The 19,692-nt window shown below is 68.0% G+C and carries 21 protein-coding genes and 1 riboswitch; of the genes, 17 read left to right on the forward strand and 4 right to left on the reverse strand.

What is annotated here, in order from left to right; genetic code table 11:
- Window position 1 precedes the first annotated feature (1 nt).
- Together purN and purM are read right to left on the reverse strand one after the other, a co-directional pair.
- Window positions 2-655, reverse strand: coding sequence for a phosphoribosylglycinamide formyltransferase (gene purN, locus WCE05_RS03195; protein ID WP_225788311.1), 654 nt, complete (start codon window positions 653-655; stop codon window positions 2-4).
- The gene (purM, locus tag WCE05_RS03200) at window positions 655-1,713 is read right to left on the reverse strand and encodes a phosphoribosylformylglycinamidine cyclo-ligase (RefSeq protein ID WP_225788310.1); all 1,059 of its coding nucleotides are present in this window, start codon (window positions 1,711-1,713) and stop codon (window positions 655-657) included. Before purM ends, purN begins: the two co-directional genes overlap by 1 nt.
- Before the next feature lie 301 nt (window positions 1,714-2,014).
- Here purM and WCE05_RS03205 point away from each other — a divergent pair, with 301 nt between their 5' ends.
- The 5 genes from WCE05_RS03205 to WCE05_RS03225 all read left to right on the forward strand — a co-directional run bounded on the left by WCE05_RS03205 (window position 2,015) and on the right by WCE05_RS03225 (window position 6,460).
- Window positions 2,015-3,076, forward strand: coding sequence for a DUF2066 domain-containing protein (locus WCE05_RS03205; protein ID WP_225788309.1), 1,062 nt, complete (start codon window positions 2,015-2,017; stop codon window positions 3,074-3,076).
- 12 nt (window positions 3,077-3,088) lie between these two features.
- Window positions 3,089-4,162, forward strand: coding sequence for an AI-2E family transporter (locus WCE05_RS03210; protein WP_225788308.1), 1,074 nt, complete (start codon window positions 3,089-3,091; stop codon window positions 4,160-4,162).
- A 150-nt stretch (window positions 4,163-4,312) separates the two neighbouring features.
- Window positions 4,313-5,017 carry a DnaA regulatory inactivator Hda gene (gene hda / locus WCE05_RS03215; RefSeq protein ID WP_225788307.1) on the forward strand — a complete coding sequence of 235 codons (705 nt, stop codon included), beginning with the start codon at window positions 4,313-4,315 and terminating at the stop codon, window positions 5,015-5,017.
- Window positions 5,018-5,144: 127 nt separating this feature from the next.
- Window positions 5,145-5,783, forward strand: coding sequence for a C40 family peptidase (locus WCE05_RS03220; protein WP_225788306.1), 639 nt, complete (start codon window positions 5,145-5,147; stop codon window positions 5,781-5,783).
- A gap of 140 nt (window positions 5,784-5,923) precedes the next feature.
- Complete coding sequence (locus WCE05_RS03225; protein ID WP_225788305.1) at window positions 5,924-6,460, forward strand: C40 family peptidase; 537 nt, start codon at window positions 5,924-5,926, stop codon at window positions 6,458-6,460.
- Between the two features lie 149 nt (window positions 6,461-6,609).
- On the opposite strand, the gene WCE05_RS03230 is transcribed toward WCE05_RS03225, so the two are convergent.
- Window positions 6,610-7,926 carry a sorbosone dehydrogenase family protein gene (locus WCE05_RS03230; protein ID WP_368815435.1) on the reverse strand — a complete coding sequence of 439 codons (1,317 nt, stop codon included), beginning with the start codon at window positions 7,924-7,926 and terminating at the stop codon, window positions 6,610-6,612.
- A gap of 97 nt (window positions 7,927-8,023) precedes the next feature.
- Window positions 8,024-8,602 (reverse strand): hypothetical protein, encoded by a 579-nt coding sequence (locus WCE05_RS03235; RefSeq protein WP_253081115.1) that lies wholly within the window; start codon window positions 8,600-8,602, stop codon window positions 8,024-8,026.
- A gap of 150 nt (window positions 8,603-8,752) precedes the next feature.
- Window positions 8,753-8,976, forward strand: a riboswitch (cobalamin riboswitch).
- A 117-nt stretch (window positions 8,977-9,093) separates the two neighbouring features.
- Between WCE05_RS03235 and cobO the strand changes: the two genes are divergently transcribed.
- From cobO to WCE05_RS03295, 12 genes are all read left to right on the forward strand, one after another.
- Entirely contained in the window at window positions 9,094-9,705 is a 612-nt protein-coding gene (cobO, locus tag WCE05_RS03240; RefSeq protein WP_368815436.1) for a cob(I)yrinic acid a,c-diamide adenosyltransferase, read from the forward strand.
- Window positions 9,702-10,997, forward strand: coding sequence for a cobyrinate a,c-diamide synthase (locus WCE05_RS03245; protein WP_225788301.1), 1,296 nt, complete (start codon window positions 9,702-9,704; stop codon window positions 10,995-10,997). Before cobO ends, WCE05_RS03245 begins: the two co-directional genes overlap by 4 nt.
- Window positions 10,994-11,644 carry a 5,6-dimethylbenzimidazole synthase gene (bluB, locus tag WCE05_RS03250; protein ID WP_225788300.1) on the forward strand — a complete coding sequence of 217 codons (651 nt, stop codon included), beginning with the start codon at window positions 10,994-10,996 and terminating at the stop codon, window positions 11,642-11,644. Before WCE05_RS03245 ends, bluB begins: the two co-directional genes overlap by 4 nt.
- Window positions 11,641-12,549, forward strand: a complete 909-nt coding sequence (gene cbiB / locus WCE05_RS03255) for an adenosylcobinamide-phosphate synthase CbiB (protein ID WP_368815437.1) — start codon at window positions 11,641-11,643, stop codon at window positions 12,547-12,549. Before bluB ends, cbiB begins: the two co-directional genes overlap by 4 nt.
- The gene (gene cobD / locus WCE05_RS03260; protein ID WP_368815438.1) at window positions 12,542-13,534 is read left to right on the forward strand and encodes a threonine-phosphate decarboxylase CobD; all 993 of its coding nucleotides are present in this window, start codon (window positions 12,542-12,544) and stop codon (window positions 13,532-13,534) included. The genes cbiB and cobD overlap by 8 nt, the downstream gene beginning before the upstream one ends.
- Window positions 13,531-14,985 carry a cobyric acid synthase gene (locus WCE05_RS03265; protein WP_368815439.1) on the forward strand — a complete coding sequence of 485 codons (1,455 nt, stop codon included), beginning with the start codon at window positions 13,531-13,533 and terminating at the stop codon, window positions 14,983-14,985. The genes cobD and WCE05_RS03265 overlap by 4 nt, the downstream gene beginning before the upstream one ends.
- 1 nt (window position 14,986) lies before the next feature.
- Window positions 14,987-15,508: a bifunctional adenosylcobinamide kinase/adenosylcobinamide-phosphate guanylyltransferase gene (cobU, locus tag WCE05_RS03270; protein ID WP_225788296.1), complete on the forward strand. Its 522-nt coding sequence runs from the start codon at window positions 14,987-14,989 to the stop codon at window positions 15,506-15,508.
- Window positions 15,505-16,560, forward strand: coding sequence for a nicotinate-nucleotide--dimethylbenzimidazole phosphoribosyltransferase (gene cobT, locus WCE05_RS03275; protein WP_368815440.1), 1,056 nt, complete (start codon window positions 15,505-15,507; stop codon window positions 16,558-16,560). Before cobU ends, cobT begins: the two co-directional genes overlap by 4 nt.
- Window positions 16,557-17,126 carry an alpha-ribazole phosphatase family protein gene (cobC, locus tag WCE05_RS03280; protein WP_368815441.1) on the forward strand — a complete coding sequence of 190 codons (570 nt, stop codon included), beginning with the start codon at window positions 16,557-16,559 and terminating at the stop codon, window positions 17,124-17,126. The genes cobT and cobC overlap by 4 nt, the downstream gene beginning before the upstream one ends.
- Window position 17,127: 1 nt before the next feature.
- A complete protein-coding gene (locus WCE05_RS03285) occupies window positions 17,128-17,868 on the forward strand; it encodes an adenosylcobinamide-GDP ribazoletransferase (RefSeq protein WP_225788293.1) in 741 nt (246 codons plus the stop codon).
- A gap of 169 nt (window positions 17,869-18,037) precedes the next feature.
- Complete coding sequence (locus WCE05_RS03290; RefSeq protein WP_253081108.1) at window positions 18,038-19,216, forward strand: glycoside hydrolase family 5 protein; 1,179 nt, start codon at window positions 18,038-18,040, stop codon at window positions 19,214-19,216.
- A gap of 53 nt (window positions 19,217-19,269) precedes the next feature.
- Window positions 19,270-19,674, forward strand: a complete 405-nt coding sequence (locus WCE05_RS03295; RefSeq protein ID WP_225788291.1) for a MarR family winged helix-turn-helix transcriptional regulator — start codon at window positions 19,270-19,272, stop codon at window positions 19,672-19,674.
- Window positions 19,675-19,692: the final 18 nt, after the last annotated feature.

Below are 19,692 nucleotides of genomic sequence, written 5' to 3' on the forward strand. Positions count from 1 at the left end.
CCTAGGGTCGAATCAAGTGGCCGCTGGCCGCCAGCGGCTGGCCATCCAGTAATGCACCCTGTGCGCCCAGACGCAAGCGTCCTTCGGCGAACCAGCGCACCGCCAGCGGGTAGATCTGGTGTTCCTGGCGGTGAACCCGCTCAGCCAGGGCCTGCGGCGTGTCATCCGGCGCCACCGGAACCACTGCCTGTACGACCAGAGGGCCGCCGTCGAGTTCCTCGGTGACGAAGTGCACGCTGCAACCGTGTTCGCTATCGCCGGCCTCCAGTGCCCGCTGGTGGGTATGCAGGCCCTTGTACTTGGGCAGCAACGACGGGTGGATGTTGAGCAGGCGGCCCTGGTAGTGACGGACGAAGCCACCCGTGAGGATGCGCATGAAACCGGCCAGTACCACCAGGTCCGGCTCGAAGCCGTCGATCAACGCCATCAGTGCCGCGTCGAAGGCCTCGCGGCCCTCGAAGCCGGTGTGCTCCAGCACGGCGGTGGCGATACCGGCCGCCTGGGCGCGCTGCAGGCCATAGGCGTCGGCACGGTTGGAGATCACGCCACGGATGCGCACCGGGCTGTCTTCGCCGCGGCTGCTGTCGATCAGCGCTTGCAGGTTGCTGCCGGAGCCCGACAGCAATACCACTACGTTGCAGGTCTCGCTCGGCATCAGTGCGCCTTGAGGTTGTGCAGCTCGACCTGGGCAGCGCCGGCCGGGGCCTCGGCGATGCGGCCGATGACCCATGGCTGTTCACCGGCTTCGCGCAGCACCTGCAGGGCGCTGTCGACCTGGTCCTGGGCCACGCAGATGACCATGCCGACGCCGCAGTTCAGTACGCGGTGCATCTCGTGCTCGTCGACGTTGCCTTTTTCCTGCAGGAAGTCGAACACCGCCGGGCGCTGCCAGCTGGCCACGTCGATGATCGCCTGGGCGTTGTCGGGCAGTACGCGCGGAATGTTGTCCAGCAGGCCGCCGCCGGTGATGTGGGCCATGGCCTTGACCGCGCCGGTGTCCTTGATCAGCTTGAGCAGGGGCTTGACGTAGATGCGGGTCGGCGCCATCAGCAGGTCGGCCAGTGGCTTGCCGTCGAGCTGGGTGTTGTCGATGTCGGTAGCGGACACTTCGAGGATCTTGCGGATCAGCGAGTAGCCGTTGGAGTGCGGGCCGGAGGAGGGCAGGGCGATCAGGGCGTCGCCGGTGGCCACCTTGGAGCCGTCGATGATCTCGGACTTTTCCACCACGCCGACGCAGAAGCCGGCCAGGTCGTAGTCCTCGCCTTCGTACATGCCCGGCATCTCGGCGGTTTCGCCGCCCACCAGGGAGCAGCCGGCCAGCTCGCAACCGGCGCCGATGCCGGTGACCACGGTGGCGGCGACATCGACGTTGAGCTTGCCGGTGGCGTAGTAGTCGAGGAAGAACAGCGGCTCGGCGCCGCAGACGATCAGGTCGTTGACGCACATGGCGACCAGGTCCTGGCCGATGCTGTCGTGCTTGTTCAGGTTCAGCGCCAGGCGCAGCTTGGTGCCGACGCCGTCGGTGCCGGAGACCAGAACCGGCTGCTTGTAGCCGGCCGGGATCTCGCAGAGGGCGCCGAAGCCGCCCAGGCCACCCATGACTTCAGGGCGCGCGGTGCGCTTGGCCACGCCCTTGATGCGTTCGACCAGTGCTTCGCCGGCGTCGATGTCTACACCGGCGTCCTTGTAGCTCAGGGAGGGTTGCTTGCTCATTGATCCAGGCCTTTAGGAGGGAGGGATTCGGAAAAACGACCAGGGCGGCCAAGGCCGGCTCGGGGAGCGGCGGCTGCCTGTACGTCACTGGTCTGCGAAGGCGCGCGATTTTATCAGGGTTGCTGTGCAGCGGCCATCCTCAGGCCGACGGGCAGGCCGGGAAATTGGCAAAAACTGGCCGTGGGTGGTTGGCGTGGTCGCTTCTGTATAAGCTGCAAGCTGCAAGAAAAAGCGGGGCGTGCATCGATCTGCCTTTTCTTGCAGCTTTGTAGCTTGCAGCTCACCTGGACAGGAATCCGCCATGCGTTTTATCAATCACCTGGCTGTGGCTTGCCTGGCTCTGGCCGGCACCGTCGCCCAGGCCGAAACCGTTTCCGGGCTCTATCAGGTCCGCGAACCCATCGAGGGGCAGGGCAGCGAAGCGCGCGCCCAGGCCACCGGCAAGGCCCTGGAAACCCTCGTGTTGCGCCTGACCGGCGACCCCAAGGCGGCGCAGAGCCCGGCGCTGGCCGGCCTGCGCAAGGACCCACGGCAGATCATCAACCAGGTCGGCACCGAGGCCGGCCCGCCCGAATCCGTGCTGGTCGAATTCGACCCCGGCAGCACCGAGCGCGCCCTGCGCCAGGCCGGTCTGGCGCTGTGGGGCAGCAACCGGCCGTCGATCCTCGGCTGGTGGCTGAACGACAGCGTCGAAGGCAGCAACCTGGTCGGCGATGGCCAGTCCAGTGCCGGCCCCCTGCGCCGTGCCGCCCAGCATCGCGGCCTACCGCTGCGCCTGCCGTTGGCCGACTTGCAGGAGCAACTGGTGGCCAATGCCAAGCAACTGGAAGGCAATGACCCGGCGCCGCTGCGCGAAGCCTCCGAGCGCTATGGCGCCGATGCCCTGCTGGCGGTGCATGCCCAGGAGACCGACGGCAAGTGGCAGGGCACCTGGCAACTGTGGCTGGGCGAGCAGCGTGAGCGGGGCAAGGCCGAGGGCCCCGACCAGGCGGCCCTGGCCGATGCCGTGATGCTGGCGGTGAGCAGCCGCCTGGCACCGCGCTACGCCACCCGCCCGGGCGCCAGCGGCGAGCTGCAGGTACAGGTACAGGGCATGAACCTGCAACGCTACGCCGAACTCGGCCGCGTGCTCGAACCCTACGGCCCGCGCCTGCGACAGGCCGAGGGCGACACCCTGACCTACAGTGTCACCGGCAATCGCGAGCAACTGCGCGCGCAACTGGGCCTGGCCAAACTGCAGGAACTGCCGGCCGATGCGGTGCCCCCGGCACCCGCCACCTCCGAAGACCCGGCGGCGCAGCAGCCAGGCGCGGCCCAGGCGGCCGCGCCCAAGCCGTTCGATGGCCTGCGGTTTCGCTGGTAGGGAGCGCCGCTCATGACCGATCTACGCCGTTGGGCCTGGCTGGGCGTGGCCCTGCTGGTCGCCGTGCTGTTGTACTGCCTGCACAACATCCTTTCGCCCTTCCTGGTGGGTATTCTCCTGGCCTACCTGGCCGACCCGCTGGTCGACCGCCTGGAGCGCCTGGGCCTGTCGCGGACCTGGGGCGTGGTCGTGGTGTTCAGCTTGTTCACCCTGATCTTCCTGGCCCTGCTGCTGGTGCTGATCCCCATGCTGGCCAAGCAGCTGGTGCGCCTGTACGAGCTGGCGCCGCAGATGCTCGACTGGCTGCAGCACGTGGCCCTGCCCTGGGTGCAGAGCCGCCTGGGCCTGGCCGATGGCTTCTGGAAGTTCGACAAGATCAAGGCCGCCATCGGCGCGCACATGGGCCAGACCACCGACATCGTCGGCATGCTGCTGTCCCAGGCCACCGCCTCGAGCCTGGCGTTGATCGCCTGGCTGGCCAACCTGGTGCTCATCCCGGTGGTGGGCTTCTACCTGCTGCGCGACTGGGACCTGATGATGGCCAAGCTGCGCAGCCTCCTGCCACGCCAGCGTGAGGCGCAGGTGGTGGGGCTGGCCGGCGAATGCCATGAGGTGCTGGGGGCGTTCGTCCGTGGCCAGTTGCTGGTGATGGTCGCCCTCGGCCTGATCTATGCCGGCGGCCTGATGCTGGTGGGGCTGGAACTGGGCCTGCTGATCGGCCTGCTGGCAGGGCTGGCGGCCATCGTGCCGTACATGGGCTTCATCATCGGCATCGGCGCGGCGTTGGTCGCCGGGTTGTTCCAGTTCGGCGGCGAGCTGTACCCCATGCTCGGCATCATCGCGGTGTTCATGGTCGGCCAGGCCCTCGAAGGCATGGTGCTGACGCCGCTGCTGGTGGGCGATCGCATCGGCCTGCACCCGGTGGCGGTGATCTTCGCCATCCTTGCCGGCGGTGAGCTGTTCGGCTTCACCGGGGTGCTGCTGGCCTTGCCGGTGGCGGCGGTGATCATGGTGCTGCTGCGGCATGTGCACGACCTGTACAAGGAATCGGACATGTATGCCGGGGATATCGATCCGCCGTTGTGAACGCAGCGGCGTAGCCCTGGGGAAGCAGGTGCAAGTCATTGATTTTGCTTGCTCTCCAAGCTGCGCCGATTGTGCCGCCCGCGTTGCGGGTATAGACTTTGCACACTGTTCACCAAAGGCCCCCTGTGGTCCTCGCGACCGCCCGCCAGCATGAAACCGATCCAGTTGCCCCTGGGTGTGCGCCTGCGCGATGACGCCACCTTCATCAACTATTATCCGGGCGCCAATGCCGCGGCATTGGGCTACGTCGAGCGGCTTTGCGAGGCCGACGCCGGCTGGACCGAGAGCCTCATCTACCTGTGGGGCAAACAGGGCGTTGGCCGTACCCACCTGCTCCAGGCCGCCACCCACCGCTTCCAGCAACTGGGCGAGCCGGCTGTCTACCTGCCCCTGGCGCAACTGCTCGACCGTGGCGTGGAACTGCTCGACTACCTGGAGCAGTACGAGCTGGTGTGCATCGACGACTTGCACGTGATCGCTGGCAAGGCCGACTGGGAAGAGGCCATGTTCCACCTGTTCAACCGCTTGCGCGACAGCGGTCGACGCCTGCTGCTGGCGGCGTCCAGTTCGCCACGCGAGCTGCCGATCAAGCTGCCGGACCTCAAGTCGCGCCTGACCCTGGCACTGATCTTCCAGATGCGTGGCCTGTCCGACGAAGACAAGCTGCGGGCCTTGCAACTGCGGGCCTCGCGCCGTGGCCTGCACCTGACCGACGAGGTCGGCCATTTCATCCTGACCCGGGGCACGCGCAGCATGAGCGCGCTGTTCGATCTGCTCGAGCGCCTGGACCAGGCTTCGCTGCAAGCGCAGCGCAAGCTGACCATCCCCTTCCTCAAGGAAACCCTGGGCTGGTGAGCCCTCGAAAGTAGCGGGCCAGAGCCTCGAAACGGAAAAGTCACATTTTTTTCGATAAAATTTGCAAATGGCCATGATAGAGGGCATAGTTTCCCCCTTCTAAAGGACTACAGACACGGTCGTGCCCATGCTCAAGCGCTTCGCACCCCTCGTGCCACTTGCACTCGTGAGCCTGCTTTTCGGCTGCGCCACCCAAGGCCCGGTTACCCAACCGCAGGATCAACAGCCCGTCACCGCCCAGTCCGCGGCCATGGCCAAGCCTTCCGCCTCTTCCGTTTTCGCCGAGGAGCCGCTGGCCACCGAGGAAGACCTGGACACTTTTTCCAGCAACGGCAAGCCCTACGAACTGCCGGCCCTGGCCGACAGCATCCTGGAGCGTGGCATGTCGCTGATCGGCACCCGTTATCGCTTCGGCGGTACTTCGGAGAAGTCCGGCTTCGATTGCAGCGGTTTCATCGGCTATCTGTTCCGCGAGGAGGCCGGCCTCAACCTGCCGCGCTCGACCCGCGAGATGATCAACGTCGATGCCCCCAAGGTTGCCCGCAACAAGCTCAAGCCTGGCGACCTGCTGTTCTTCAGCACCAATGGTCGTGGCCGGGTCAGCCATGCCGGCATCTACCTGGGTGACAACCAGTTCATCCACTCCAGCAGCCGCCGCAGCGGTGGCGTGCGCATCGACAACCTCGGTGACCGCTACTGGAGCAAGACCTTCCTCGAGGCCAAGCGCGCCTTGGCCATGGCGCCGACCACGATCTCGCGCAACTGATATCAAAATGCTGTACCCTGCCACGGCGGCGATGCTGAAAAAGCTCGCCGCCGTGCGCATTTACGAAAAGCGTCTAATCTGAATTCTCAACTCTTTTGACTTCGGCTACGGCCGAACGGTCTCGACAGGAAGTTCTGGCCATGGCGATGATGGCGCGCTTCGCACTCCTTTCCCTGGCGGCACTGCTCGCCGCCTGTTCCAGCCGAGCCCCGGCACCTGCGCCGGTGGCCAAGGCCCCCGTTACCTTCAACGCGCAGGCGGCGTCCTCGCCGGTGGCCGACGACGTGCTGTTCCGGGCTATCGGCCTGGTGGGCACGCCCTATCGCTGGGGCGGCAACACGCCGGACGCCGGGTTCGACTGCAGTGGGCTGATCGGCTACGTGTACCGGGATGCGGCGGGGATCAGCCTGCCGCGCTCGACCCGCGAGATGATCGTCATGCGGGCGCCGAACGTGGATATCGGTTCGCTGCAGTCCGGGGACCTGGTGTTCTTCGCCACCAACGGTGGGTCGCAGGTCAGCCATGCGGGGATCTACGTAGGGGAGGGGCGGTTCGTGCATGCACCTTCCACGGGCGGGACAGTGCGCTTGGATTACCTGTCCAACAGCTACTGGGCCCGGGCCTACCTGCAGGCCAAGCGGGTGCTGCCGCCGGGGCACCTGGCGCGCAATCCCTGAGTCCGATGCCCGCCTGCGAAACGGCATCGGGGCTACCTTGCAGCCCCACAGGTTCACCGTTGCCTCAAGATCAGTGGTGAACCTGTGAGGGCGGGCTTGTCGGGGCACGAACCGCCGTGAATGGGCCGGCACAGGCCAGCCCAAGCCCCTCACTGCTCCTTGCTCACCCGCCAGATCACGTTCCCGACATCATCGGCCACCAGCAACCCGCCCCGCTGGTCATTGACCACGCCCACCGGCCGCCCCATGGCCTTGCCCTTGCCATCGAGAAACCCCGTCAACAGGTCGATCGGCTTCCCGGCGGGTTTCCCCTCGGTGCTGAACGGCACGAAGATCACCTTGTAGCCACTGTGCGGCTTGCGGTTCCACGACCCATGCTGGCCCACGAACGCCCCCTGCTCGAACGGCGCCGGCAGCACACCCGGCTGGGCGAAGGTCAGCCCGAGGGATGCGGTATGCGGCCCCACCGCGTAGTCCGGCACGATGGCCTGGGCGACCTTTTGCCGATCCTGCGGCTCGACCCGCCGGTCCACATGCTGGCCGTAGTAACTGAACGGCCAGCCATAGAAGCCCCCGTCCTTGACTGAGGTGATGTAGTCCGGCACCAGGTCGCTACCGATCTCGTCGCGCTCGTTGACCGCTGTCCACAACGCACCGCTGTGTGGTTCCCAGGCCAGGCCGTTGGGGTTGCGCAGGCCGGAGGCGAAGATCCGGTGCTGGCCGCTGGCCGGGTCCACCTCCCAGATCGCCGCACGGCCTTCTTCCTGGTCCAGGCCGTTTTCGCCGACATTGCTGTTGGAGCCCACCGTGACATAGAGCTTCTTGCCATCGGGGCTGGCGATCACGTTCTTGGTCCAGTGGTGGTTGAGCCGGCCGCCGGGCAGGTCGACCACTTTCTTGCCTTCAGCGCGAATCTGCATGGCCCCCGGCTCGTAGTGGAAGCGCAACAGGCGGTCGGTATCGGCCACGTAGAAGTCCTTGCCCACCAGGGCCATGCCGAAGGGTGAGTTGAGCCCTTCGATGAAGGTGGTGCGAATTTCCGCGACGCCATCACGGTCAGCGTCGCGCAGCAGGGTGATGCGGTTGGCGCTGGGTACGCCGGCGCCGGCCCGTTTCATCACCTGGCCCATGACCCAGCCACGGATTCCCTTGCCGTCGTCGGGCTTGGCCGGGGCGTTGGTCTCGGCCACCAGCACGTCGCCGTTGGGCAGCACGTAGAGCCAGCGGGGATGATCGAGGTGCTCGGCGAAGGCCACCACCTGGGTGCCGGTCGCCGACGTGGGCTTGGCGCCCTCCGGCCAGCCGATCGCCGGGGCGATGTTGACGGTCGGGATCAAGGTCTTGTTCGGCTCGGGCAGTTGCGGGGACGGTCCCGATCCGTCGCTGACGTCCAGGCGCGCGGATTCTCCGCAGCCGCCGAGGCTGACGGCCAGGGCCAGCAGTAGCGCGATATGCATCCTGTCCATGCTCGGGTCCTCGTGGGGGCTCATGTGGAATCAGAGCGACGGGCCACCGTCGAGGTTCAACTTGTCGGTAGGGCGCATTCGGCTAGCTGGGCCCCGCTCAGGCCTGCTTGAGCAGCAGCGCCACGCCGGGAAAGTACTGCGCCGCTTCATTGTGCAACTTGCGATAGGCGTAGGGAAAATACCAGGCGATGGCGCAAGCGCTGTGCTTCTGCAGGTCGTCGACCAGGTCCTGCAACTCCTCGGGGCTGGCATGCTGGCCGGCTTTCCACGGGCTGACGAACAGGGCGCCGACCTTGAGTTGGCTGGGATAGGCGATCTGCCGGGCGAGGGCGGCGGTTTCCTGCACAGCCGTGCTCAGGTCCAGGCGGGCGATGCGCGGCCAGCGCTGGCTGGCGCGCAGGTGGACGCTGTCTTCCGAGGTGCTGATGGACAGGTCGCAGCGGCCCTCGCGCTCGCCCTCGTCACGTTGCTTCTTGCTCATGGACTGTTCCAGCGCCACCAGTTCGGCCTGCCAGGCCGCGGCCGCGAGCAGGCCGGTGTTGGCCGCGGCGCCATGCCAGTACGGGGCTTCGTTGTCGCCATGGACCTGGTTGAAGCGGTCGATGCATTCCGGCCAGCGCTCCAGCGCCGGGCGCAGGAACTCCAGGCGCGGGTTATTGATGATCAGGCCTTGCATGCTGCGCTCTCCTGTCGTTGTGATCGCGTTCAGCGAAAATTGATGGCTATGTGATATCACTGCTTTCAGTTTGTTACAAGCGGCCGGATCGGCCATTGATCCAGGCCAGATCGGCCTCGTTTCATTGACGCTCCGGGTGCAACCCTCTAACCTTCGCGGCGTGTTTCAGGTGCTCTGCCAGCCGAGGCTGGGCAGGGTGAAACTGGGAAGCCGGTGGGCGCCAGCAAGGCGCGATTCCGGCGCTGCCCCCGCAACGGTAGGTGAGTCGAGGACCGCGCAGGGCCACTGGATGCAGGCATCCGGGAAGGCGCGCGGCCCATGGGCCCAGGCCCTGCTCACGAGCCCGGAGACCGGCCTGTCACTGCCAACGGCATCACGGAGGGTGATGCGCGGTGCACCGTGGCGTCCGCCATGGCCCCTGCGCGTTCTCCGTCTGCCCGCCTATCGACCTGTCGTCGCCCATCCGTGCCGACAGCCTGCGGAGAACCCTGATGAGCGAATCCTCCGAACGCGACGAACGCCACCTGGCGCGCATGCAGCGCAAGAAGGCGATCATCGACGAACGCATCGCCAACGCGCCCAACGAATGCGGCTTGCTGCTGGTGCTCACCGGCAACGGCAAGGGCAAGAGCAGCTCGGCCTTCGGCATGCTTGCCCGGGCCCTGGGCCACGGCCTGCAATGCGGCGTCGTGCAGTTCATCAAGGGCCGCAACAGCACCGGCGAAGAGCTGTTCTTCCGGCGCTTCCCCGAGCAGGTGCGCTACCACGTGATGGGCGAGGGCTTCACCTGGGAGACTCAGGATCGCCAGCGCGACATCGCCGCCGCCGAGGCGGCCTGGGCGGTTTCGCGCCAACTGCTGCAGGACCCGGGCGTGCAGTTCGTGGTGCTCGACGAGCTGAACATCGCCCTCAAGCACGGCTACCTCGACCTCGACCAGGTGCTCTCGGACATCCAGGCCCGTCCGCCGATGCAGCACGTCATCGTCACGGGCCGTGCCGCCAAGCCGCAGATGATCGAGCTGGCCGATACCGTCACCGAGATGGGCATGGTCAAGCACGCCTTCCAGGCCGGCATCCGCGCGCAGAAGGGCGTGGAACTATGAGCCGACCCCGGCATTGTCCGGCGGTGCTGATCGCAGCACCGGCGTCCGGCCAGGGCAAGACCACGGTCACCGCCGCCCTGGCGCGCCTGCACCGCAACCTCGGGCGCAAGGTGAGGGTGTTCAAGTGCGGGCCGGATTTTCTCGACCCGATGATCCTCGAACGGGCCAGCGGTGCACCGGTGTACCAGCTCGACCTGTGGATGATCGGCGCGCAGGAAAGCCGCCGCCTGCTCTGGGAAGCGGCGGGCACGGCCGACCTGATTCTTATCGAGGGGGTCATGGGGCTGTTCGACGGCACACCGTCGAGCGCCGACCTGGCGCGTCACTTCGGTGTACCCGTGCTGGCGGTGATCGATGGCACAGCCATGGCCCAGACCTTCGGCGCCCTGGCCTTGGGCCTGGCACGCTACCAGCCGGACCTGCCGTTCGCCGGGGTGCTGGCCAACCGCGTCGGCAGCCTGCGCCATGCGCAACTGCTCGAGGGCAGCCTGACCGAGGGCCTGCGCTGGTACGGCGGGCTCTCCCGCGAGCGTGGCATCGAGCTGCCCAGCCGCCACCTGGGGCTGGTCCAGGCCAACGAGCTGAACGACCTGGACCTGCGCCTGGACGCCGCGGCCGAGGCCCTGGGCGCCAGTTGCGACGCCACGCTGCCGCCAGCGGTGGCCTTTGCCGAACCCGACCCTATCGCCCCCAGGCCGTCGCTGGCCGGTGTGCGCATCGGCGTGGCCCGTGACGAAGCCTTCGCCTTCACCTATGGCGCCAACCTCGATCTGTTGCGCGAGCTGGGCGCCGAACTGCGCTTCTTCTCGCCCTTGCACGACCGGGAACTGCCCACGGTAGACAGCCTTTACCTGCCAGGGGGCTACCCTGAGCTGCATCACCAGGCCCTGGCGGCCAATGCCCCTCTGCTCGAAGCGATCCGCGCCCATCACGCCCAGGGCAAGCCGCTGCTGGCCGAGTGCGGTGGCATGCTCTACCTGCTCGAGGCCTTGACCGACGTGGCCGGTGAGCGCGCCACGCTGCTCGGCCTGCTGCCGGGCGAAGCGGTGATGCAAAAGCGCCTGGCGGCCCTGGCGCTGCAGGCTGTGGAACTTCCGGAAGGGACCCTGCGCGGGCATACTTATCATCACTCCCTGACCAGCACCCCGCTCGAACCGATCGCCCGCGGCCAAAGCCCCAACGGCGGTCGTGGCAACGAGGCGGTCTATCGCCAGGGACGACTGACGGCGTCGTACATCCACTTCTATTTCCCCTCCAACCCTGACGCGGCGGCGGCGCTGCTGCGGCCATGAGCGAACACGCCTTCAGCGACGCCGAGCGCGCCGCGGTCTACCGGGCCATCGGCGAGCGCCGCGACATGCGCCATTTCATCGGTGGTGAGGTAGCGCCAGCGCTGCTGGCCCGCCTGCTGGCCGCCGCGCACCAGGCGCCGAGCGTCGGCCTGATGCAGCCCTGGCGCTTCATTCGCATCAGCCGACGCGAGCTGCGTAGGCAGATCCAGGCGCTGGTGGAGCAGGAGCGCGTGCGCACCGCCGAAGCCTTGGGCGAGCGCTCCGACGCTTTCATGAAACTCAAGGTCGAAGGCATCCACGACTGCGCCGAAGTGCTGGTGGCGGCGCTGATGGACAACCGCGAGGCGCACATCTTCGGCCGCCGCACCCTGCCGGAAATGGACCTGGCCTCCCTGGCCTGCGCGATCCAGAACCTCTGGCTGGCGGCGCGCGCCGAGGGCCTGGGCATGGGCTGGGTGTCGCTGTTCGAACCGCAGGCCCTGGCCCAACTGCTGGGCATGCCCGCTGGCGCCAAGCCGGTGGCGGTGCTGTGCCTGGGGCCTGTGGCGCAGTTCTATGCCGGGCCGATGCTGGTGCTGGAGAACTGGGCCGAGGAGAAGCCCTTGGGCGAGATGCTGTACGAGAACCAATGGGGAGAACGGCCATGAGCGTGGCCCTGCTGACCGTGGCCGGCGTGGCCCTCGATGCCTTGCTGGGCGAACCCCGGCGGCGCCATCCGCTGGTGGCCTTCGGCAACCTGGCGTCGCGCCTGGAGCAACGCCTCAACGCCGGCGGGCGCGGCTGGCGCAGCCACGGCGTGAGCGCCTGGTGCCTGGCGGTGGTCCCGCTGACCCTGCTGGCGCTGATCCTGTCCTGGCTGCCCTATGTCGGCTGGCTGGTGGACGTGCTGGCGCTGTACTGCGCCCTGGGCCTGCGCAGCCTCGGCGAGCATGTGCTGCCGGTGGCCGAGGCCCTGCGGCGTGGCGACCTGGACGCGGCCCGGCAGCGGGTGGGCTACCTGGTCAGCCGCGAAACCCGTGAACTGGACGAGCCCGCCGTGGCCCGGGCGGCCACAGAGTCGGTGCTGGAGAACGGTAGCGACGCGGTGTTCGCCGCGCTGTTCTGGTTCGTCGTCGCCGGTGCCCCTGGCGTGGTGCTGTATCGCCTGAGCAATACCCTCGATGCCATGTGGGGCTACCGTAACCAACGCTTCGAGCGCTTCGGCTGGGCTGCGGCACGCATCGACGATGTACTCAACTACCTGCCCGCCAGGTTGGTGGCGCTGACCTACGCCCTGCTCGGCAAAACCCGCCTGGCCCTGGCCTGCTGGCGCCAGCAGGGGCCCCAGTGGGACAGCCCCAACGCCGGCCCGGTGATGGCCGCTGGCGCCGGTGCCCTGGGCGTGGAGCTGGGCGGCCCGGCGGTGTACCACGGCGAGCTGCATGTGCGTGCGCGCCTGGGCGAAGGGCCGGTGGCCGACGCCCAGGCCATCGAGCGCGGCTGGAGCCTGGTGCAGCGCGGTGTGTGGCTGTGGTTGCTGGTGATCTGCCTGGGAGCCTATCTGAATGCTTGAACATGGTGGCCGGCTGCTGCGTGCGGTGCGGCAGTACGGTATCCCCCGGGAGCAGTGGCTCGACCTGTCCAGCGGCATCGCCCCGTGGCCCTATGCGATTCCAGCGATCCCATTGGAGGCCTGGGCACGCCTGCCCGAGACCGAGGACGGCCTGGAGCAGGCGGCGCGCACCTACTATGGCGCCAGCGCGCTGTTGCCGGTGGCCGGTTCCCAGGCGGCGATCCAGGCCTTGCCCTACCTGCGCCCGGCAGGCCGGGTCGGTGTGCTTGCGCCGTGCTATGCCGAGCACCCGCATGCCTGGCGGCGGGCAGGGCACGCACTGGTCGAGTTGGATGACGCCCAGGTCGAAGACTGCCTCGACAGCCTCGACGTGCTGGTGCTGGTCAATCCCAACAATCCCACTGGGCGGCGACTGCCCCGCGAACGCCTGCTCGGTTGGCACGCCCGCCTGGCGCGGCGCGGTGGCTGGCTGCTGGTCGACGAGGCCTTCATGGACAACACCCCCGCCGACAGCCTGGTCGATTGTGCCGCGCGCCCTGGGTTGATCGTGCTGCGTTCGTTCGGCAAGTTCTTCGGCCTGGCAGGCGTGCGCCTGGGTTTCGTGATGGCCGAGCCACCCTTGCTGCAGCGCCTGGCCGAAGCGCTTGGCCCCTGGAGCATCAGCGGCCCGACCCGGGTGCTGGGGCAGGCCTGTTTCAGCGAGCGATCGGCGCACCCGGCGCAAATTGCCCGCTGCGCCCAGGCCAGCCAGCGCCTGGCCGCCTTGCTCGAGGCGGCTGGCCTGCCTGCGGCGGGTGGCTGCGACCTGTTCCAATACGTGCGTACACCGCACGCCGCCCACCTCCATGACTTTCTCGCCCGACGCGGCATCCTCGTGCGCCTGTTCGAGCAGCCGCCGGCGGTGCGCCTGGGGCTGCCCGCCAGTGCCGCACACGAGCAACGCCTGCGCCAGGCGCTGGCGGACTACCAGAAGGAATCGGCATGACCACGCTCATGGTGCAAGGCACCACCTCCGATGCCGGCAAGAGCACGCTGGTCACCGCACTGTGCCGCTGGCTGCTGCGCCAGGGCATCGGCGTGGTGCCGTTCAAGCCGCAGAACATGGCGCTCAACAGCGCGGTGACCGCCGACGGTGGCGAGATCGGCCGCGCCCAGGCGGTGCAGGCCCAGGCCTGCCGGCTGGCGCCGCATACCGATATGAACCCGGTGTTGCTCAAGCCCAACAGCGACACCGGCGCCCAGGTGATCGTCCACGGCCGTGCCGTCACCAGCATGAACGCCGTCGCCTACCATGACTACAAGGCCATCGCTATGCAGGCCGTGCTGGCTTCGCACCAGCGTCTGCGCGCAGCCTACCCGGTGGTGATGGTCGAAGGCGCGGGCTCGCCGGCGGAGATCAACCTGCGGGCCGGCGACATCGCCAACATGGGCTTTGCCGAAGCGGTGGACTGCCCGGTGATTCTGGTGGCCGACATCAATCGCGGCGGGGTCTTCGCCCACCTGGTCGGTACCCTCGAGCTGCTGTCGCCGAGCGAGCAGGCGCGGGTCAAGGGGTTCGTCATCAATCGCTTCCGTGGCGACATCGCCCTGTTGCAGCCGGGCCTGGACTGGCTGGAGCAGCGCACCGGCAAGCCGGTGCTGGGCGTGTTGCCCTACGTCAGCGACCTGCACCTGGAGGCCGAGGACGGCATCGACGTGCGCCAGGCCGCCAAGGGCGAGCGGGTGCTCAAGATGATCGTCCCGGTGCTGCCGCGCATCAGCAACCATACCGACTTCGACCCGCTGCGCCTGCACCCCCAGGTGGACCTGCAGTTCATCGGCCCGGGCCAGCCTGTCCCACCCGCCGACCTGATCATCCTGCCCGGCTCCAAGAGCGTGCGCGGCGATCTGGCGCAACTGCGCGAGCGTGGCTGGGACACCGCCATCGCTCGCCACCTGCGCTATGGCGGCAAGCTCATCGGGATCTGCGGCGGCCTGCAGATGCTCGGCCACGCCGTGCATGACCCGCTGGGCCTGGAAGGGGCGGCGGGCTCCAGCCCGGGGCTTGGCCTGCTCGACTACGTCACCGTGCTCGAGGCCGACAAACAATTGCGCAACGTCTGCGGCACCTTGGGCCTGGAGCAGGCGCCTGTCGCGGGCTACGAAATCCATGCTGGCGTCACCCGTGGCCCGGCCCTGGAACACCCGGCCGTGCAACTGGCCGATGGCCGTTGCGACGGTGCCGTCAGCGCCGACGGGCAGATCCTCGCCACCTACCTGCATGGCCTGTTCGAAGGCAGCCAGTCGTGCGCCGCGCTGCTGCGCTGGGCGGGCCTGGAAGATGCCGAGGCCATCGACTACGAAGCCTTGCGCGAACGTGACATCGAGCGCCTGGCCGACCTGGTGGACAAGCACCTGGATACCGCGCGCCTGCGCCAGCTTTGTGGAGTCGCCTGACATGCGCAACCTGATCCTCGGCGGCGCCCGCTCCGGCAAGAGCCGCCTGGCCGAGCAACTGGCCACTGCCTGCGGCCTGCCGGTGACCTACATCGCCACCAGCGAGCCGCTGGATGGCGAGATGAACGAACGTGTCCGCCTGCATCGCCAGCGCCGTCCTGCGCAATGGGGGCTGATCGAGGAACCCCTGGCCCTGGCCGCCGTGCTGCGGGCCGAGGCCGCCGAAGGGCGCTGCCTGCTGGTGGACTGCCTGACCTTGTGGTTGACCAACCTGCTGATGCTCGACGATGAACGACGCCTGGCCCAGGAGCGTGACGCGCTGCTCGACAGCCTGGGGACGCTGCCCGGAACGCTCATCCTGGTCAGCAACGAAACCGGTCTGGGCGTGGTGCCCATGGGCGAGCTGACGCGCCGTTACGTCGACCAGGCCGGCTGGTTGCACCAGGCCGTGGCCGAACGCTGCGAGCGCGTAGTGCTGACCGTGGCCGGCCTTCCCCTCATGCTCAAAGGACCCGCTCTATGAACCAGCCCTGGTGGCGCGATGCCTGCCAACCCTTCGACACCGCCGCCATGGAGCAGGCCCGTGTGCGCCAACGGCAACTGACCAAGCCTGCCGGCTCGCTCGGCCAACTGGAGGACCTGGCGGTGCACCTGGCCGGTTTGCAAGGGCGCGAGCGGCCGACCCTGGAGCGGGTCGCCATCACTGTCTTCGCGGGCGACCATGGCGTGGTGGAGGAGGGGATCTCCGCCTACCCGCAGGCCGTGACCGGGCAGATGCTGCGCAACTTCGTCGGTGGCGGCGCGGCGATCAGCGTGCTGGCGCGGCAACTGGAGGCACGCCTGGAAGTGGTCGACCTGGGCACCATCGAGCCCGACCTGGAACTGCCAGGCGTGCACCACCTGCGCTTGGGCAGCGGCACGGCGAACTTCGCCCGTCGCCCGGCGATGACCGAGGTACAGCTAGGTGCCGCTTTGCAGGCCGGCCGCGACAGCGTGCGACGTGCCAGCGAGCAGGGCGTGCAGTTGTTCATCGGTGGCGAGATGGGCATCGGCAACACCACGGCCGCCGCCGCCCTGGCCAGCGTCTTGCTGGGGTGCCCGGCACGCGCGCTCAGTGGCCCGGGGACCGGCCTGGACAGCGCCGGCGTGCGCCACAAGGCCGATGTGATCGAGCGCGCCCTGGCATCGCACGGGCTGCGCGCGGACGATCCACTGCAGGCCCTGGCCTGTGTCGGTGGTTTCGAGATCGCGGCCCTGGCCGGTGCCTACCTGGCCTGTGCCCAGCAGGGCGTGGCGGTGCTGGTGGATGGCTTCATCTGCAGCGTTGCTGCCCTGGTGGCGGCGCGCCTGAATCCCCAGAGCCGCCCCTGGCTGCTGTTCGCCCACCAGGGGGCCGAACCCGGTCACCAGGCCGTGCTGGAGGCTCTCGAGGCACAGCCGCTGCTGGCCCTTGGCTTGCGCCTGGGCGAGGGCAGCGGTGCGGCGCTGGCGGTGCCATTGTTGCGCCTGGCCTGTGCCCTGCACGGGCAGATGGCGACGTTCGCCGAGGCGGCGGTGGCGGACCGTCCGGCATGATCCTCGACATGTTGCGTCACGGCGAGACCGAACGGGGCGGGGGCTTGCGCGGCAGCCTCGACGACCTCCTGACCGAGCAGGGCTGGGCGCAGATGCGCGAGGCCGTGGCCCAGGCCGGCCCGTGGGATGCGCTGGTCAGTTCGCCGCTGCGCCGCTGCGCGCAGTTCGCCGACGAGCTGGGGGCACGGCTGGGCTTGCCGGTGCAACTGGAGGCCGGTGTGCGCGAGTTGCATTTCGGTGACTGGGAAGGGCGCAGCGCGGTGCAGATCATGCAGGACCAGGCCGATGCCTTGGGGCGCTTCTGGGCCGATCCTTATGCCTTCACGCCGCCTCGGGGCGAGCCGGTGAGCGCTTTTGCCGAGCGGGTCCTGGCTGCCCTCGATGGCCTGGGGCGGCAGCATGCCGGCAAGCGGGTGTTGCTGGTCACCCATGGTGGCGTGATGCGCCTGCTGCTGGCCCAGGCCCGTGGTCTGCCGCGCGAGCAACTGCTGCAGGTGGAGGTTGGGCACGGTGCTTTGGTGCGTCTGGCCCTGGGCAGCGACGGCCGGCTACAGGAGCGCTGCTGAGATGTCGCCGTTCTGGATTGCCCTGCAGTTTCTCAGCAGCCTGCCGGTACGCCTGCCGGGCATGCCGGCACCTCGGGAGGTGGGGCGGTCGCTGTTGTACTACCCGCTGGTAGGCCTGTCGTTCGGCTTGTTGCTGTGGTTGGCCAGTCATCTGTTGCAGGGCACGGCGGCGCCGCTGCACGCGGCCTTGCTGCTGGTGTTGTGGGTCGTGCTCAGTGGTGCCCTGCACCTGGATGGCCTGGCCGACAGTGCCGACGCCTGGCTGGGCGGTTTCGGCGATCGCGAGCGTACCTTGCGGATCATGAAGGATCCGCGCAGCGGCCCGATCGCCGTGGTGACCCTGGTGCTGGTGTTGCTATTGAAGTTCTGTGCCCTGTGGGTGCTGGTGGAAAGAGGCGCGGGAGTCATGCTGGTGCTTGCGCCGGTGGTGGGGCGAGCTGCCTTGCTGGGGTTGTTCATGACCACGCCCTATGTGCGTCCGGGCGGTCTGGGGCAGGCTCTTGCCGAACACCTGCCCAGGCGTGGGGCGGGATGGGTGCTGTTGGCCAGTGCCGGGTTTTGCGTGGTCGTTGGCGGGTGGCGCGGGCTGGCCATGCTGCTGCTTGCAGCGCTGGTGTTCGCCTGGTTGCGTCATGTGATGTGCCGGCGCCTGGGCGGTACCACCGGCGATACGGCGGGGGCGATGCTGGAGATACTGGAACTGGCGGTGGTGCTGGGGGTGGCACTGTTGCCGGTCGGTTAAGGCTTTGGCTGCCATCTGGGGCGCGAAGCGGCCCCAATGGGCCGGTCCAGACACCCGGCGACCTGAAGGCAACCTCTTGCTGTAATGTCTGGCAACCCTTTGGTAACTGCTTCCCTGTGCAACCGGGCGTATCCTCGGCCGCCACTGCAACCGGCCAGGGAGGCCTCCCATGCGTCACTGGATACTCGCCAGCCTGCTCGCGCTGGCTACCCTGCCAGCCACGGCAGCCGATCTGATCGGCTTCTGGAACAGCCCTCGCCATGGCGGCAACAGCTTCAACCGCCTGCCCCCTGACCAAGCCTATTTCGAAGCCCTGCGCGGCTACGGCGCTACCTGGGTGCGGCTGTCCTACGACAAGTGGCGGCCCGAGAAACGCGATTTCCTGCTGGGCAACGCCGATGCCTACCAGGGCCTCGCGGCAGCCGACCTGGCCCAGCTCAGGGCTGTCCTGGACCGCGCCCACGCCGCAGGCCTCAAGGTCGTGATCGCGCCCCTCTCGCTGCCCGGCATGCGCTGGGCGCAAAACAACGAAGGCCAGTTCGACGATCGCCTCTGGCAGGACAAAGGCTATTGGACCCAAGCCGCCAACTTCTGGCGTGACCTGGCCCAGGCACTCGGCGACCACCCGGCCATCGCCGCCTACAACCTGGTCAACGAGCCGGCACCGGAAAAGCAGGGCGGCCTGCCCGAGCATGCCGATCCGCTGCGCATGAAGCAGTGGTACCAGCAGGTGCAGGGAGGCGCGCGCGACCTGCCTGCCCTCTATCGGCAACTGATCGCAGCGATCCGCGAAGTCGATGCCACTACCCCGATCATGGTCGACGCCGGCTGGTACGCCGCGGCCGATGCGTTCAGCTATTGGCCGGCCCCCCTGGCGGACGAGCGCGTGCTGTACAGCCTGCACATGTACGAACCCTACTCGGCCACCAGTGCGCCGAACATGGCCCGCCAAGCGCCCATCGCCTACCCAGGGCCCGCGCCCTTTGCGGGGCGCTCCGAGCCATGGGGGGCGAGGCGGGTGGCGCAGTACCTGCAGCAGCCGCTCGACTGGATGGCCATGATGAAACTGCCACGTTCGCGCCTGGTGGTTGGCGAGTTCGGTTGCATGCGCCGCCTGCCTGGTTGTCGGCAGTACCTGGAGGATGTACTCAGCGTGCTGGACCGTCAGCAGGTGCACTGGGCCTTCTACAGTTTCCGCGAAGACAGCTGGGATGGCATGGACTACGAACTGGGTTCGGCCAAGGTGCCCTGGCGCTATTGGCAGGCGATCGAACAGGGCGCGCCGGATCCGCTGCCGCGCAAGGCCACGGCTGAATTCGAGCCGATCCGTAGCCGCTTGGCCCGCTGATCGAGATGTGAAATGTCTTGCAACATTCAATGTGCGGGTATATACACGCATTCATGTTGACCAGCGAATGCCTCTGTACCCACCTGCGTCGTGCCGCCCGCGGGGTGAGCCGGCACTATGACGAAGCCCTTGTCGGTTTCGGCATCAATGTCGCCCAGTTTTCCCTGCTTCGCCACCTGCAGCGGCTCGACCGCCCCAGCATCACGTCCCTGGCCGAAGCCATGGGGCTGGATCGCAGCACCCTGGGCCGCAACCTGCGGGTGCTGGAAGCCGAAGGTCTGGTGGCCCTGGCCGAGGGGGACGACCAGCGCAATCGCCTGGTGCTGTTGACCGAGGCGGGCAAGGCGCGGCTGCAGGCGGCCCATCCGGCCTGGGAGCGGGCCCAGCGGCAACTGGTCGAGCGGTTGGGGGAAGGGCAACGGGACGCACTGGTGCGGTTGCTGGAGCGCCTGGCCTGATTCACACACCAGAAGCGG

The organism is Pseudomonas sp. I2, from assembly GCF_040984075.1.
GTDB classification, from domain to species: Bacteria; Pseudomonadota; Gammaproteobacteria; order Pseudomonadales; family Pseudomonadaceae; genus Aquipseudomonas; species Aquipseudomonas guariconensis_B.

Bases quoted from the DNA above. Each gene is read 5' to 3' on its own strand.
- purN (WP_225788311.1), bottom strand. From the start codon at position 655: ATGCCGAGCGAGACCTGCAACGTAGTGGTATTGCTGTCGGGCTCCGGC.
- purM (WP_225788310.1), bottom strand. From the start codon at position 1,713: ATGAGCAAGCAACCCTCCCTGAGCTACAAGGACGCCGGTGTAGACATC.
- WCE05_RS03205 (WP_225788309.1), top strand. From the start codon at position 2,015: ATGCGTTTTATCAATCACCTGGCTGTGGCTTGCCTGGCTCTGGCCGGC.
- WCE05_RS03210 (WP_225788308.1), top strand. From the start codon at position 3,089: ATGACCGATCTACGCCGTTGGGCCTGGCTGGGCGTGGCCCTGCTGGTC.
- hda (WP_225788307.1), top strand. From the start codon at position 4,313: ATGAAACCGATCCAGTTGCCCCTGGGTGTGCGCCTGCGCGATGACGCC.
- WCE05_RS03220 (WP_225788306.1), top strand. From the start codon at position 5,145: ATGCTCAAGCGCTTCGCACCCCTCGTGCCACTTGCACTCGTGAGCCTG.
- WCE05_RS03225 (WP_225788305.1), top strand. From the start codon at position 5,924: ATGGCGATGATGGCGCGCTTCGCACTCCTTTCCCTGGCGGCACTGCTC.
- WCE05_RS03230 (WP_368815435.1), bottom strand. From the start codon at position 7,926: ATGGACAGGATGCATATCGCGCTACTGCTGGCCCTGGCCGTCAGCCTC.
- WCE05_RS03235 (WP_253081115.1), bottom strand. From the start codon at position 8,602: ATGCAAGGCCTGATCATCAATAACCCGCGCCTGGAGTTCCTGCGCCCG.
- cobO (WP_368815436.1), top strand. From the start codon at position 9,094: ATGAGCGAATCCTCCGAACGCGACGAACGCCACCTGGCGCGCATGCAG.
- WCE05_RS03245 (WP_225788301.1), top strand. From the start codon at position 9,702: ATGAGCCGACCCCGGCATTGTCCGGCGGTGCTGATCGCAGCACCGGCG.
- bluB (WP_225788300.1), top strand. From the start codon at position 10,994: ATGAGCGAACACGCCTTCAGCGACGCCGAGCGCGCCGCGGTCTACCGG.
- cbiB (WP_368815437.1), top strand. From the start codon at position 11,641: ATGAGCGTGGCCCTGCTGACCGTGGCCGGCGTGGCCCTCGATGCCTTG.
- cobD (WP_368815438.1), top strand. From the start codon at position 12,542: ATGCTTGAACATGGTGGCCGGCTGCTGCGTGCGGTGCGGCAGTACGGT.
- WCE05_RS03265 (WP_368815439.1), top strand. From the start codon at position 13,531: ATGACCACGCTCATGGTGCAAGGCACCACCTCCGATGCCGGCAAGAGC.
- cobU (WP_225788296.1), top strand. From the start codon at position 14,987: ATGCGCAACCTGATCCTCGGCGGCGCCCGCTCCGGCAAGAGCCGCCTG.
- cobT (WP_368815440.1), top strand. From the start codon at position 15,505: ATGAACCAGCCCTGGTGGCGCGATGCCTGCCAACCCTTCGACACCGCC.
- cobC (WP_368815441.1), top strand. From the start codon at position 16,557: ATGATCCTCGACATGTTGCGTCACGGCGAGACCGAACGGGGCGGGGGC.
- WCE05_RS03285 (WP_225788293.1), top strand. From the start codon at position 17,128: ATGTCGCCGTTCTGGATTGCCCTGCAGTTTCTCAGCAGCCTGCCGGTA.
- WCE05_RS03290 (WP_253081108.1), top strand. From the start codon at position 18,038: ATGCGTCACTGGATACTCGCCAGCCTGCTCGCGCTGGCTACCCTGCCA.
- WCE05_RS03295 (WP_225788291.1), top strand. From the start codon at position 19,270: ATGTTGACCAGCGAATGCCTCTGTACCCACCTGCGTCGTGCCGCCCGC.